At 58.0% G+C, this 13804-nt stretch carries 10 protein-coding genes and 1 tRNA gene; 3 read left to right on the forward strand and 8 right to left on the reverse strand.

From position 1 onward, the window contains the following. Positions 1-4: 4 nt before the first annotated feature. From GOQ25_RS01445 to fmdA, 4 genes are all read right to left on the reverse strand, one after another. Positions 5-658, reverse strand: coding sequence for an aldolase (locus GOQ25_RS01445; RefSeq protein WP_160348660.1), 654 nt, complete (start codon positions 656-658; stop codon positions 5-7). Beyond that, positions 655-1938 (reverse strand): 3-oxo-tetronate kinase, encoded by a 1284-nt coding sequence (gene otnK, locus GOQ25_RS01450; protein WP_160348661.1) that lies wholly within the window; start codon positions 1936-1938, stop codon positions 655-657. The genes GOQ25_RS01445 and otnK overlap by 4 nt, the downstream gene beginning before the upstream one ends. 270 nt (positions 1939-2208) lie before the next feature. Then, on the reverse strand, positions 2209-2541 hold the full coding sequence (locus GOQ25_RS01455; protein ID WP_160348662.1) for a zinc ribbon domain-containing protein: 333 nt from the start codon (positions 2539-2541) through the stop codon (positions 2209-2211). Positions 2542-2550: 9 nt separating this feature from the next. Continuing rightward, positions 2551-3780, reverse strand: coding sequence for a formamidase (gene fmdA, locus GOQ25_RS01460; RefSeq protein WP_160348663.1), 1230 nt, complete (start codon positions 3778-3780; stop codon positions 2551-2553). Between the two features lie 467 nt (positions 3781-4247). Here fmdA and GOQ25_RS01465 point away from each other — a divergent pair, with 467 nt between their 5' ends. Together GOQ25_RS01465 and GOQ25_RS01470 are read left to right on the forward strand one after the other, a co-directional pair. Continuing rightward, the gene (locus GOQ25_RS01465) at positions 4248-6338 is read left to right on the forward strand and encodes an ankyrin repeat domain-containing protein (protein WP_160348664.1); all 2091 of its coding nucleotides are present in this window, start codon (positions 4248-4250) and stop codon (positions 6336-6338) included. Between the two features lie 220 nt (positions 6339-6558). Continuing rightward, complete coding sequence (locus GOQ25_RS01470) at positions 6559-9060, forward strand: ankyrin repeat domain-containing protein (protein ID WP_160348665.1); 2502 nt, start codon at positions 6559-6561, stop codon at positions 9058-9060. Positions 9061-9133: 73 nt separating this feature from the next. Here GOQ25_RS01470 and GOQ25_RS01475 read toward each other — a convergent pair whose 3' ends face one another. Beyond that, positions 9134-9454 carry a DUF1330 domain-containing protein gene (locus GOQ25_RS01475; protein ID WP_160348666.1) on the reverse strand — a complete coding sequence of 107 codons (321 nt, stop codon included), beginning with the start codon at positions 9452-9454 and terminating at the stop codon, positions 9134-9136. A 322-nt stretch (positions 9455-9776) separates the two neighbouring features. Between GOQ25_RS01475 and GOQ25_RS01480 the strand changes: the two genes are divergently transcribed. Next, a complete protein-coding gene (locus tag GOQ25_RS01480; RefSeq protein ID WP_160348667.1) occupies positions 9777-10631 on the forward strand; it encodes a helix-turn-helix domain-containing protein in 855 nt (284 codons plus the stop codon). 121 nt (positions 10632-10752) lie between these two features. Here the strand turns inward: GOQ25_RS01480 and GOQ25_RS01485 are convergent. The 3 genes from GOQ25_RS01485 to GOQ25_RS01495 form a co-directional block, all read right to left on the reverse strand. Beyond that, positions 10753-10828 (reverse strand) — tRNA-Lys (locus GOQ25_RS01485). Positions 10829-10919: 91 nt separating this feature from the next. Then, entirely contained in the window at positions 10920-13025 is a 2106-nt protein-coding gene (locus GOQ25_RS01490; protein WP_160348668.1) for an AsmA family protein, read from the reverse strand. A 148-nt stretch (positions 13026-13173) separates the two neighbouring features. Continuing rightward, a complete protein-coding gene (locus GOQ25_RS01495; protein WP_160348669.1) occupies positions 13174-13629 on the reverse strand; it encodes a YkgJ family cysteine cluster protein in 456 nt (151 codons plus the stop codon). Between the last annotated feature and the right edge of the window lie 175 nt (positions 13630-13804).

Raw genomic sequence — 13804 nt, forward strand, 5'->3', positions numbered from 1 at the left:
GCGTTTACCAGCGTGCACCGAACGCTGTGCGCAGCTCGTCGATCTGTGCTTGCGACAGCGCGCTGGCATCAGTCATCAACCAGAGACGTGCGGTTTCCTCGAGCTCTTCGAGCACGGCCATCGCGGCCGCAGGACTGTCGTGCCAGACATTGGGACCCAATCGGTCCAGCATCACGGCGCGCAACGGCGCACCGGCGCGCTGCCCCTGGGCAATCGCATCGGCCACCAGATCGCCCACCTGTGCGTCACCCGGGCGGCGATACGGAATCAAAGGCACATGACCGACCTTCATCACGAAGTAAGGCGTAATGGGCGGGACGATATCCGACTCCCGCCACACACCTTTCAAGGTCAGCGCCACCAGGTGCGTGCTATGCGTGTGAATCACGCAACGCGCAGTCGGCTCGGCCGCATAAATCCTGCGGTGCAGGACGATCGTCTTGCTCGGGCGCGCGCCTGCGGGAGCATTGCCCTCCGCATCCACGCGCACCAGATCAGCCGGCTTCAGGCGTCCCAGACAAGCGTCGGTGGGCGTGATCAACACACTGCCATCTTCGAGTAGCGCGCTGATGTTCCCCGCCGTCGCGTGCACATAGCCGCGCTCGAAAAGCGAGCGCCCAACAAAACAGATTTCCTCGCGCAGGGCTGCCTCGCTCATACCGCCGCCTCGTTGTTCAACATCTTGAATGCCTTGATGAAAAAGTCGTCGCTGCCGAAATTGCCGGATTTCAGCGTCAGATGCAGCCCTTCGCCCGAGGCCGCCGGGCTATGCGCGTAGCACCATGGCACGCCGGGATCGATCTGAGGCCCGATCTGCATCCGATCGATATCAAGCGCCTGCACGCAGGCGCCAGAGGTCTCGCCACCCGCGACAATCAGCTGACGCACGCCGAGTCTGACTAAGCCTTGCGCCACGGCGCCCAACGTACGCTCGACCAATTCGCCGGCTTCTTGTGTGCCCAGACGCGCTTGAACGGCCTTGACGGATTCCGCGTCCGCGGTCGAATACACCATAACGCGCTCGCCCTGGTTCACGCGCGGCTGCGCCCAGGCCAATATGTCGGCAACCGGGTTCTCTGCCTGCGCGAGTTGCAAGGGATCTAATGCCAGCGCAGCGCCCCCCGCGTCGATGAACGCGCGCGTCTGCCGCTGCGTCGCCGCCGAACAACTGCCTGCCAATATCGCCTGCGCGCCCACCGCTTGCGGCAAACGCTGCGCGCTGGCGTTGGGTTCAAAACCCCACTGCGCCGGCAGACCCATGGCCAATCCCGACCCGGCTGTGACCAAAGCCATATCGGCCGTGGCCGCGCCCAGTGTCAACAAATCCTCGTTATCGATCGCATCGACAACCGCCATGCCGATGCCCTCTTGCTCAAGCTGCTGGAAACGCTGCTTGATCGCGAGCGCGCCCTGGCGCACAACACGATGGTCCACCAAGCCCACGCGCCGGCGGGACTGCGCTTGCAACACACGCACCAGATTCGCGTCGGTCATCGGCGTCAAGGGATGATGACGCATGCTGGAGTCGCTGAGCAGCACGTCTCCAACGAACAAGTGGCCCTTGAACACCGAACGCCCATTGTCTGGAAACGCGGGCGTCGCGATGGTGAACGACGATCCCACGGCATCCATCAGTGCCTCGGTCACGGGACCGATGTTGCCTTCGGGCGTGCTATCGAACGTGGAACAGTATTTGAAATAAATCTGCGCGGTAGGGTTCAGACCACGCAACCATTCGCACGCCCGCACCGACTCGGCGATCGCATCGGTGGCCGGCGTGGTGCGCGACTTCAGCGCCACGACGATAGCGTCGGCATCGACCTCGCCCGCGTCTTTCGGCACCCCTATCGTCTGAACCACGCGCATACCCGCGCGCACGAGGTTGTTCGCCACGTCCGTAGCGCCGGTGAAGTCATCGGCAATGCATCCGAGTCGCATTATGTCCCCTATTATTGAAATTCTGAGGAAGTGATAATACGTATTCGTATGATGATTTAGAAACTAGGGATTACCCTGGGTGTCATGATGCACAGTTTTACGCCGACCGCCTCACTTGTTTGAACGGGACCACGAACCGGTCCCGCTCCGAGGAAAAAGTGCGGGCGCCTCTACACCGTCAACAAGGCTCTCGTCTCGATAAAATCGCCAAGACGATTTAGGCCCGCACTGGACTTCATCGCACTCGCCACGCAGCGATACATAGCGCGGCTAATGGCTGATCATCCACGGACGGCTATTGGCGAATGTCTTGCTGCCATCGGCGGCCACCCGTGTCTTACCAGACCGCTTCGCGCCGCCACAACAGCCGCAGTTCATGCCGTGGCCAGACCGGATACTGCGCGGCTCGTTGGCGCTGGCCTCATTGCGCGCCCTGGCGCGATTGATGGCCGAGGACAAGGCACCCAGCGCCGGTGCACCACCCAAGATGCGCGGCGACGCCTCGCCACACGTCGGGCAGGCGGCGGGGTCTTGCCACTGCGCGAGCGGGCGCAGCGCCGAAAACTCACCACATGCGCGGCAGGCATAGTCATAGGTAGGCATGACGTCTCCTTACAGATCTGGCGAAACAGGCATATCAACGTCGCCGCTGATGAACTTGGTCGGGCCACTGGCCGAGGGCATGATGTCGAAGTCGAAAATCTCCGTTGGCAACCACAAGGTCGCGCACGCATTGGGAATATCGACCACCCCGCTTACATGCCCCTGCACCGGCGCGGTGCCCAGAATCGAATAAGCCTGCGCACCGGAATAGCCGAACTTTTTCAGGTATTCGATCGCGTTCAAGCAAGCCTGGCGATATGCCACCGTCATATCCAAGTATTTCTGGTTGCCCTGTTCATCGACGGAAATTCCCTCGAAGATCAGATAGTCCTTGTAGTTCGGCGTAATCGGACTGGGCTTAAAGATGGGGTTCTTGATCCCATACTTGTCCATGCCTCCCTTGATCACATTGACTCGCATGTGAATCCAGCCCGCCATCTCGATCGCGCCGCAAAACGTAATCTCGCCGTCGCCTTGCGAGAAATGCAGATCGCCCACAGACAAGCCACCGCCCTTGACGTAGACCGGAAAAAACACCCGGGACCCCCGCGACAAATCCTTGATATCGCAGTTCCCCCCATGCTCGCGCGGCGGCACCGTACGAGCCCCTTCGGCCGCGGCCTTCTCGAACGCATCGCCTTTTAGACGGCCCATATGCGCCGTCTTGGGCGCGGGCGGATTCGCCAACGGCGGCACACGGGTGGGATTCGTATCGATCAAACCCTGCTCACGCTTGTTCCACATATCCAGCATCGCCTGATCCGGCAAACATCCGATCAAGCCTGGGTGGATGAGGCCGGCAAACTGCACGCCCGGAATGTGGCGCGACCGGGTGAACATACCCTCGAAATCCCAGATCGACTTCTGGGCCAGAGGGAAATGCTCATCTAGAAAACCCCCGCCATTCTTTTTGCTGAAGAAGCCATTGAACCCCCACAAGCTGTCCGGCTTGGCACCTATATCCAGGAAATCCACCACCAGCAGATCCCCGGGCTCGGCCCCCTCTACGCCCACCGGCCCAGACAGAAAGTGCACTGTCGTCAGGTCTACATCACGCACATCATCGGCGCTGTCATCGTTCTTGATTGCGCCACCGGTCCAGTCATAAGTTTCCAGCACGAAATCGTCGCCTGGCTTAACCCATACCGCGATGGGGATATCGGGGTGCCAACGATTATGGATATTTTCGTTCTCATAAGGCGATTGCTTCAGGTCGACTTCAATCAGGGTCTTGGGCATGACGATCTCCTCGGTGTCGCGGTATGCGAATACAGGTGGGTCAAACAGACAGATAGGCACTGATGGTTTTATCGTCGACGTCCTCGCGCAAGTTCTCGTTCCGAGGGTTTGGCCGGGGGGACATCCAACACCGCGGCGGGCTTGGAATCAAGGCCAGCGCAAGGCGCCTGGAGATCGCCGGTAGAGACGCGATCCATAGAACTTCGCGCCTTGCGCGAGAACCTTGGCTTGATGTACTGATCATACAGCCCAACCAGCCCATTTGGGAATGCCATCACCACCGCAATGAAGAGCAAGCCAATCAAGAGCTGCCCCAGATCCGGGGAACTTTGAAGGGCGGCTGAAGAGATCCATCGACAGGTGTTCATCGATCCGATTTCTCAAAGCGTTGCCATTCGGTGGCGTTGAACATGGTTTATTTGGAGCCCGGTAAGAACCTCCAATTAACCCTTTCCCGCGGAGCCCATATGCGCGCCCCTGCCGTTAATGTCTCAAGCCAAGCCGCGTCCTTCCTTGACAACGTAAATGCCGACCCGGAACACCGTCCAACCAAGGGCTTAATCCTGGCCGCTATTATCGGAGACGAGGTACCTGACTTGACCGCCTTGATCGAAAGGCACTCCGATGACTTAGCTCAAATACGCTACGAAAGAGGCCTGACCGTACTGCATGTCGCGACCGATCACGGTAGCAACTCGATCGCCAGACATCTCCTCAGCGAACACCCGGATACGGTGAAAGAACTGATCAACGCCAGAGATGACACGGGGCGCACACCGCTAGTGTGCGCACTTTTAAATCCCGAAAATGACCCCGACTTGCTTCCCCTGCTACAGCTTGATGAAGCACAAAATTCCTATGCCCTGGCCAGAGTACTGCAGCAAGACGACGTCTCAGCGGAAATTAAAGGCAAGGCCGTGCAGCGGTTGACCAAATCGGGCGTCAATATTACTCAAGCCCTTGACGTTGCGGTCGAACATCAATGGCGTACCGCGATACGTTTGCTGACGGTTCTAGGCGCCCCGAGCTCTGAAGTGCTCAGTGCAGCGGCCATCGCCGGCGATAGAAAAAAAGTCCAGGCTCTCTCCTCTGAACCTTCAATAGTGGCGGCCGCCCTCGTCAAGCTAGCTAGCGCTAACCAGTCCGACGGCTTGACTCTTCTTTGCGCGCCCGACATTGGACCAGCGCATGCCCGAGTGGTAGCCCATGCGTTTTGCCATATTGCCGAAGACTTCAGGTCGGACGCTCCATCCACAATGCCAGGCACAATGGCGAAGCTCGTGCAGTGCATAACACACACAATGTACCCAGAGTTCGCACGAATTGCCGCGCTTGGCAATATTGATGCGATAAAAATATTGGCCGAAGCCAAGGCGTTATTCGCCCTCAAAATAGAGAAAATAATCTGCGACGGGAATCTCGCGGCTATGCGGACACTGGTCGCGGCAGGGGCAACCGTCCCTATCGAAACCCAGGAAAATTTGTTAGCGCTTTACACCAATGCGCCTCCGGGAACCCCACAGCTGAGGGCCGCCTGGCAAAATTACAAGCTGCTCTATGCTGTGGAAGCGGATATCAGCAACATGCCTCAACATGTTCGCGAGAAGATATCGAGGGAAATCGCCACACTCCGTGCTCATCCCTCGGCGCAGCTGGACAAGGCCCTCATCAACGTTATTAATCTGAAAGAGGTCGCACAAGTCAAGACGCTGATCGACCGAGGAGCGAAATGGGAAAATGCACTAACGGCACTGAACTCCGGCGATATGACTGGGGTACAGGTACTCCTTCATGCCGGCGTAGACGCCACCCAAGCGCTTTGTTATGCGGTTAGAAACCGGCTCATGGCTGTGGCAACCGCTTTGATTGAGGCAGACGCACGCTACGTACGCCATTTGGACGCCGCCCCATATGTTTCGCACCCTATCGTCGCCAGGGTCATCATAGACCTTATTCAGAAGAAGGATGACGCCTTTATGCAGTGGTTTATCCCGACGTTGAGCAATGGGACAAATGAACTGGTCTATGCTGCCCGGATGAAACATGTGCCATTGGCACAGACCCTGATCAACCTCCGGGTAAATGGGTCCGCCGCTCTGATCCACGCATTAGCGACCGGCGAATACGAGGCTGCGGGCCAGTTGATTTCATGGGGATACGCGGATGTGGATACGGCACTCATGCTGAGCTTCCGCCTGGAGCAGCCTCAGATCCAGGCTCCGGTTCAGTGCATTTTGCAATCCCTCGGTGGCCACTTATCAATCGCTCTGTTGCGGGCGGCCGAATCATGGCAAATCGATGCAGCAAAGAACCTGATTGCCCGTCACCCCGAGATCGGCCGTTCCGCCCTGATGGAATTAACTGGGGACGATTGGAGCGTATTGAAGCTCTTGCGCCTCAGAGTCGTTGTGAATTCGGGTGCCGATACGAAAACCGTCATTGCCGATCTGATTCGCAACGGTATGACCGTGAGCAACAAGCGGAGGCTCCAGAGACTCGCCGATGTGGGGGTTACTGAAGCACAGGAAGCACTCGCAGGTCATTTTCTGACGCTTTAAGTCGCCTTCGGGGCGTACCCGAACAACAGTCTTCTTTCCCCGTCGCGCGCGGCGATGCGCACGTCAATACAACACCGCGAGGAGTCGCGGTGTTTGTCTATATACGCCAGTTGAATCCGAAACTTATGAAATTCATCGAACTTTCGTAGGCTGGTTGTTACTCAATGCAGGTTTGCCCCCTGCGCCGGCGCGTTTACCACCCTACCTGAGGAAGCGGTCCATGTACAACCAACCCTATTCCCGTTCGTCGCCATCGTCGCCAACAGACAGTTGGCCTGCCAATTCAAGGACCGCCACGGACGATATCTCGCAGGCTATACGTGACGACAATTTGCAGGCCTTCACGAACCTGTTGCCCGCGACCAGGGAAAAACGCCGGGAACACCTCGACCAAGTAGGCCTGGATTATCTCAGCACGGCTTTTCTGACAAGCAGCGATAGGATCGCCCTGGATCTTCTCGTCTATCATGAGTGGGACAGCGATCTACTCGATCGCAGAGATTCCTGCGGCAACACCTTCATCATGGATGCTGCCCGAAAAAATAACCTCATTTTGCTCGACGCCTTGATCAAGGCCGGAGCCCGGGAGGGCCTGCCGGAGGCGCTAGCGCATGCAGCGGACTTCGATCAAATGGAGGAGGTATACGAGGCATTGATCGACCTTAACAAGAAATATAACCCTTCCCTAGCGCTAAGGTTTACCGCGAAAAGCGATCAGCATCTCGAAGTATTCAAGCGGTTGCTCGAGGCCGGCGCGTCCGTGGAAAAACTGATAAGAACAACCCCTGCCGACATCATCGAACCGTTGATCAAGGTCGGCACCAAGGCGATCAAGTCCGAAGCGCTGACTTATGCGGTGGAGTGTGGTCATACAGACATAGCCAAGAAGTTGATCAACGCAGGCGGGACGGCATACTTACCGAAAGCGTTGGACATCGCGGCAGCACATGGTCATGCGGAAATAGTTCAGGCATTGCTTCGCACCGGCACTAAAACCGACCTGTCCCCAGCAGTGATAGGGGCAGCAACAAACGGCCATGCGGACGTGGTCAAAGCGTTGCTCGAAGTCGGCGCAACAGGTTACCTGCCTAGGGCCCTGGAGTACGCTGCCCAGGGCGGTCATACGAACGTAATCAAGGTGTTTCTCGAGGCCAAGGCGACGACAGGCCTCTCCAGGGCACTAAGAGAGGCGGTAATACATCGTCATACGGAAACTGCCAAGCTGTTGATCGATGCCGGCGCCGTCCCCTACAGGACGCTGGCAATCATCGCGGCATACAAGGACGACCCATCGCTAAAAGCTCGAGCCCTGCAGTTCATAACGGCGCAAAACGCCGACGCTTCGGACGCACTCGGTTTTGCAGCGGATGCATTTGATCCCGATGATTTAGTCATTGCATTCGCGCCATTGCTTTTGCTGGGCGCTCAAAGAGACAGGGCGTATGCTTTTCCAGAAATATTTACCGAGATTTCCGCACAAATACATAAAAAACATCCTTTGGATGTCGTGATGCGGGGAGCGGAGATCACGCCAGCGTTGCTGAGTTTAGTGAAAAGCGTCGGTGAAGCGACCATTAGAACGCATTCGCGCTTCACACTTTTCGAAGATATGACCGCGGCTGACATTTTTGTTAGAGAGGTTGCGGATACGACAGCTTTGTTGAAACTGGCCGAAAAGGAAGATACGGCATGCCTGAAGGAAATAATCGCGCTAAGCGCCGAGAAAGACCATTTGCACGACGGCTGGGAGACGCTGGCAACAAGAGGCTATATCGACACCATAAAATTACTGATCTCTACGAGTCCGTCACAGGCGGAACAACTCCTATACCGGTGCGCCAAAAACGGTAATCTGGCGGCGGCGAAGACTTTGATGGCGGCCGGTGTGCGCACCTCATATGCGCTGGACACCACCCTGAGCCAGTTGTACGGCCGCGATCACAATGCAGAACTGGCTGCGTTAAAGCTATTAATTGCGGCAGGTGCGGATTCGTCGACGCTGCCCGAAGAGATAAGCGCCAAGCTAGCCGAGGAAAACACCAGCAGGCAGGTTCTCTCAACAGATCATTCGGTCCTCCAGACCCTCTTAACGGCAGCGATTAAAGGGGACGCGATTGAGGTCGCCTCGATGCTCCCCAATGTCACCCCGCTTGTCGTTTTAAGATCGCTGCACAGCCAATCAAAGGCGAAGGAAGGCCTGCGCACCTTGATCAACGCCGGCTTGGATGTCCCCAAAGCACTGCTAGATTGCGTAAGGGCGGGGGATCGACTCCTGGCCCGCTTGTTAGCCAACAACGATGACGCTTCCGCGCGGACGCTCGTGCATCTGCTCAAAAGCACGGACGAACGCGATGAGGAAACCGCACGCGCGCTCATTCCCGCCGTGACGGACGGCGTAGGCGCATTGATTCAGGCGGCTCGAAGCAACGATCAAGATTTGCTAAAGAAGCTGCTCGAGATGAAAGCAAACGGACCCAAAGCACTGCTGACATTATTGTCGGAACACCGTTACGAAGCGGCGGGGCGTTTGATCCAGTTGGACGTAGACGTTCACACGGCGCTGATGCTGACCTACCAGCTCAGCGATGATGAGCGGCCCAGCGACATTCGAACGAACCTGGAACTAATGGGAGCCAAATTCGATACCGCGCTCCGACGGGCCTTCGATCTCAAGGACACCAGAACCGCCGCAGCGATGACTCGTGAACTCTACCGAGATTGAACCCACGTCAAACCGGCATTGACTTATCAAGACCCTGAGCGAGGATGAGCTGGGGCACATCGTGCTCCAGCGATCAAGCAAGGATATCCATAGCGCGGTGGTCGGTCGGCACGCCCCGGACAAGAAACACTATCCCATCGCTGCTTGCCGTCCTTAACGGTTTTATCGCCTGGTAGGCTGGTGAGTCATACCAGCGTGATGCATGCTCCATATCGGGAAACTGGATGACAATCAAGTCTGCTGTCGGCTCGCCCTCCAACGAAATATATGGCCCCCCATGAATAATGAATTGCCCTGCATACGGTTGTAGTGTCGAGTCGATTCGCTCGAGATAGGCGCGGATCTCGTCGTTCAGGTGCGTTTCGGAAAGGATGGCGACGGCATAAGCTGGCATGACAGACTCCCGAGATAACGGCACTGACAGGTGCGCAACGCGCGATGCATTGCGGCGATGTGATGCCATTGTCGACCGCGCGATCCTCTGCGTCGATGACGTCGGAGGTAATCGCGTTGTATGTCATCCGCTGGCGTAATTCCAATCGCGCAGTGACCGGGATACCCATTGCCGGTCCCGCCGGCGCCGTGCCCCGGTGGCTGGCACCGAGAACACCCTTCTGGCGCCGCGCGGTCGCATCAAACGGATCAGCGGTCTCCTTGGCAAGATGCTATCTTGAAGGTAAACGTGTCGCGTGGCAGTTAGTCAGCATGGAGACAACATGGACCAACAAGATCCGGTCCGGCTGAGTGCGCGCGGCAGCCGCCACTTTGCCGATTTCGCCACGGCATTGCGCTACTGGCGTGACAAGCGTGGCTATACCCAGCTTCGGTTGTCGAGCGAGAGCGGTATCTCGCAGCGTCACATCAGCTTCCTCGAAAGCGGGCGCTCGCAGCCGAGCCGCGAGATGGTTCTGAAACTTGGAATCGTCCTCGACATCCCGCTGCGCGAACGCAACGTGATGCTGTTGGCGGCAGGCTACGCGCCAGCCTATCGGGAAGGCCGGCTGTCGGACCCGGAACTGTCCGCCGTGAAACAGGCCTTGGATTTCATGCTGACCCAGCACGCCCCCTATCCAGCGTTGGTGGTCGACCGGCTGTGGAATCTCGTGATGGCCAATGCGCCGGCGACAATGATGATGCGCTGGCTGCTCGACATGCCGAACGACACCCCGCTGCCACGCGAGGGTGTCAATGTGCTGAAACTGATGCTCGATCCGAATGGTGTTCGCCAGCACCTGCTGAACTGGAAAGACGTCTGCGCTGACCTGCTGCATTGGATCCAGCGTGAAGCGATGAGCGACGGCCTCGGGAGCGAGGCGGCGAGCCTGCTTGATGAACTGATCGCATTGCCGGAGATCGGCGAAACGACCCGCTTGCCCAACCTCGATGCGCGCGCGCTACCCTTCTTACCGATGCAGATTCGAAAGGATGGAGTGGCGCTGAACTTGTTCACTTCCATTGCCACCATGGGCACGCCGCACGATGTGACTGTGCACGAGCTACGGATCGAATCGTTCTTTCCGGCTGACGATGGCACGGCGCGCTGGTTCCGTGAGCACGCCGCGGGCGCGTAGGACCGGGTTGCGCCTGGTTTCGACGCGGTACTGTCATACGAACATGGGTTACGCGCCGTCTAGAACCAAAGGCCGGCGCAAAAAAAACACCGCGACGAATCGCGGTGTTTTTTCGATATTCTGGTGGGCTGTGAGTGGCTCGAACACTCGACCTACGGATTAAGAGTCCGCTGCTCTACCAACTGAGCTAACAGCCCGTATCGCCAGGCGCTTAAATACTCGCCAGCAATCGAGAGGAAGAATTATACGAGGTTCTGAAAATTTGCACAAATCACAGTCGCCGGCCCCCTATTTCCTGGCAGGCTCCCCTTTTCCAGACGGTTTCTTTTCGGGCTCACGCATCTGTTTCATCAAAGTGCCACACTTGGCGTCGTCTTCGCCTGAGCTAGGGGCGACGAGCGCCAACAGGCTGGCTACTGGGGTGAGCAGGACACCAAGCGCGACGGCTCCCGCGCCACGTGCGGCCAGTGGCAGCACTTGCACCCCTGCATCCGGGTCCGCGAACGTGCCCTTGACGTACAACGGCGAACGCAGCGAAAAGATCCGGATGCCTTTGCTCTCCGGATCGATATCCAGATCCAGCGTTTCGTTCTTGAAGTTCACGTCGCCGTGTACCTGCACGATCGCATTCTCGGTGTCGAAGATAAACACCCGGGGCGTCATGACGCCCTGCTTCATTTGCAGATCGGCGGCCGCGCAATTGATTTTGACCTCTTCGTCGCCAAACAGCTTAGTGACGACGTAGCTACCCACATTCAGGCCGGCAATTTCCATCAAGCCGCGACTGATCACGCCATCATTGACGATCAATCGCGTGTCGCCATTACCCGTACCCAGCAAGGCCGCGACTGAGTTGCCCGTGCCAGTCAAGGCGATATCGCCGTTTAGCTGCCCCAAGGCGCGTTGCATGGCTTCGACATCGGGAAACAGTTGCTTCAGGCGCAAGCCCCGTATGGCGACTTTCGCCTGGCCGTCCATCGGAGTCTTCGCCCCATTGAGCTTGATGTTGGCGTCGATCGTGCCGCCGGCGAAACCGAAGCGCAATGGGTCCAGTGTCAGATGGCCATTTTCGAGCACGAAATGCACATTCATTTTGGTGATAGGCAATTTCTCGTCGTAGATAATGCGCTCGGCTTTCAGCGCGACATTGGCGTCCATATCGCGCCAGCGATTGGTGCGGAATTCTTGCGTCGGCAGGACTTTGTCTTGCCGGCCTTTCTTGCCTTCGTCCTTTTTTCCGGCATTCTTTTTATCGTCAGTGTCGACACCGATCAGCGGTCCGAGATCAACCATGCGCAGCTGACGCGACGTCAATTCGCCGCTGAGTTTGGGCCGGGGTTCGCTATCACGATAGGTCAAGTCGCCATGCAGGTCGCTGCGGCCCACGCGGCCATTGAACCCTCGATAGTGATACACCGCGCCTTCGGGCTCTTGCAAGAGCGCCACCAAGTGGCCATCGGTCGCATAGGCAGGCGTATCCGGCAAGGTCACGCCGATCAGCGGATAAAGGTCCGACATGCTCTTGCCCGATAGCTCCAGGCGCAGATCCAGGGCGCCCAAACTGGCGGGGTCGGTCAATGTGCCGGTGCCAGCAATACGCGTCGGACCAATGGACACATCGGCCTGCACCGGGAAAGGGCGCGTGGCGTCGCGCAGCGCCAGCACGCCGCCAATTTTCCCTTCGCCTTTGACAGCTTGTTTTTTATAGCTGCCCTCGACTTTCAGCCCAAAGGCATAGTCTTCTTGCACCTGCGCGCCGTCATTCGCGACGGACGCCGCACCTTTGCCTTCGGCGCGTTGGTCCCCCGCGATCGCTGCATAAGGTATCGGTTTGCCCAAAGGATCGATCTGTACGCGCAGACCTGCGGACAGAATCTCGTCGCGATAGGACACGTTCCCCTGATCGAAACCGATTTGATCTATATCGACCAGCCATGGCGAGGGCTCGCCATCTCCCTCATCAAAGGCGAATTCCCAGTTCGTGCGACCGTCCTTGAGCCGCTCCAGGTGCACATCCGCCCCCGTGAGCTGGATTTGGCGAATAACGACATAGCGCTTCAATAGCGCCAGCGGAGAAACCGTGAATTCCGCGCGCTTTAACGATGCCATCCGCGGCGGCTGACCCCAGTCGGTATTGGCCACCGTGACATCATTGGCTGTGACGTAAGGCCATGGCACCCAACCGCGCCACCCTGGCGTATCGGCGGGGCGACGCCACTGTACAGTCAGATCGCCATTGATGGCGAAGGGCCGGCCAATCGCCTTGGACACCTTTTCATTGATGGTCGGCCTGAGGGAGTTCCAATCGAACAGTGCAACGGCAATGACCACCGCAGCCGCAAGCACAACGATTGCAGCGCCCAGACCGATAAGTAGCTTCTTCGTACGCGTCATGACCACTCTTCCTTTGCCTGGACCCGCCTGGGCCGATGCGTCACCCGGCCACGGGCGCCGGAGTCATCAACCATTATGGGGGAGACTTCGACTTTACCCGCGACGGCGACATCGCGACAACAACAGGGTCGAGCGTAAGTGGCAAGTTCTATGCCGCGGCAGGCTGCAAAGGCGTGGCAGGCCCATTCGGGTCATTTTCAGCGTCGGGACGCGGGGCAATAGGCGGCAAACCGAGGTTTGCGCGCAGCCCCTGGCAATCTGGGTTGACGGATCCGTCTGGCTGCCACACTTCGAATTCCCGACAAGGCGTGGGCCTGACGCTATAGATATCGCAGTGAATGCCCGGACGGCCCAACTCTCCGCGCAGCGCGACGCAACGCCCGCCGCCCGTTTCGGTGCCCGCCATGCAGACGCGTAGTGGACTGATAGGCCGCACGAGCTCGAATGGGACGATTCCTCCATTTTCACCGGCGACTTCGCCACAGTAAAAAGACACGCGGAAATGCGCGCAGCAGGCCCCGCAGCTCAGACAGGGATTTGCCGCATCCGGGGCCAGGGTGGTCGGAGAGACAATTTCGACTGGGTTCGTCTGTAGCCGGGTCATAGGAGCAAATGGCGAGAAGGGGCGCAGAGTTTATCGACCCCAGACACGGATTTCAAGAACTCATGCGCATCGCGCTGGCGTCGACTGGCTCAGTAGACGCCAGCACCTGACCTAGAAATATATTTCACAAAATGAGAAATTTTGTGGAACTTACCGGCGAGTAATTTCACTTAAC

This window comes from Bordetella sp. 15P40C-2, from assembly GCF_009763235.1.
Lineage (GTDB): Bacteria > Pseudomonadota > Gammaproteobacteria > Burkholderiales > Burkholderiaceae_B > Bordetella_A.

Bases quoted from the DNA above. Each gene is read 5' to 3' on its own strand.
- GOQ25_RS01475 (WP_160348666.1), bottom strand. From the start codon at position 9,454: ATGCCAGCTTATGCCGTCGCCATCCTTTCCGAAACGCACCTGAACGAC.
- GOQ25_RS01470 (WP_160348665.1), top strand. From the start codon at position 6,559: ATGTACAACCAACCCTATTCCCGTTCGTCGCCATCGTCGCCAACAGAC.
- GOQ25_RS01445 (WP_160348660.1), bottom strand. From the start codon at position 658: ATGAGCGAGGCAGCCCTGCGCGAGGAAATCTGTTTTGTTGGGCGCTCG.
- GOQ25_RS01455 (WP_160348662.1), bottom strand. From the start codon at position 2,541: ATGCCTACCTATGACTATGCCTGCCGCGCATGTGGTGAGTTTTCGGCG.
- fmdA (WP_160348663.1), bottom strand. From the start codon at position 3,780: ATGCCCAAGACCCTGATTGAAGTCGACCTGAAGCAATCGCCTTATGAG.
- GOQ25_RS01490 (WP_160348668.1), bottom strand. From the start codon at position 13,025: ATGACGCGTACGAAGAAGCTACTTATCGGTCTGGGCGCTGCAATCGTT.
- GOQ25_RS01480 (WP_160348667.1), top strand. From the start codon at position 9,777: ATGGACCAACAAGATCCGGTCCGGCTGAGTGCGCGCGGCAGCCGCCAC.
- otnK (WP_160348661.1), bottom strand. From the start codon at position 1,938: ATGCGACTCGGATGCATTGCCGATGACTTCACCGGCGCTACGGACGTG.
- GOQ25_RS01495 (WP_160348669.1), bottom strand. From the start codon at position 13,629: ATGACCCGGCTACAGACGAACCCAGTCGAAATTGTCTCTCCGACCACC.
- GOQ25_RS01465 (WP_160348664.1), top strand. From the start codon at position 4,248: ATGCGCGCCCCTGCCGTTAATGTCTCAAGCCAAGCCGCGTCCTTCCTT.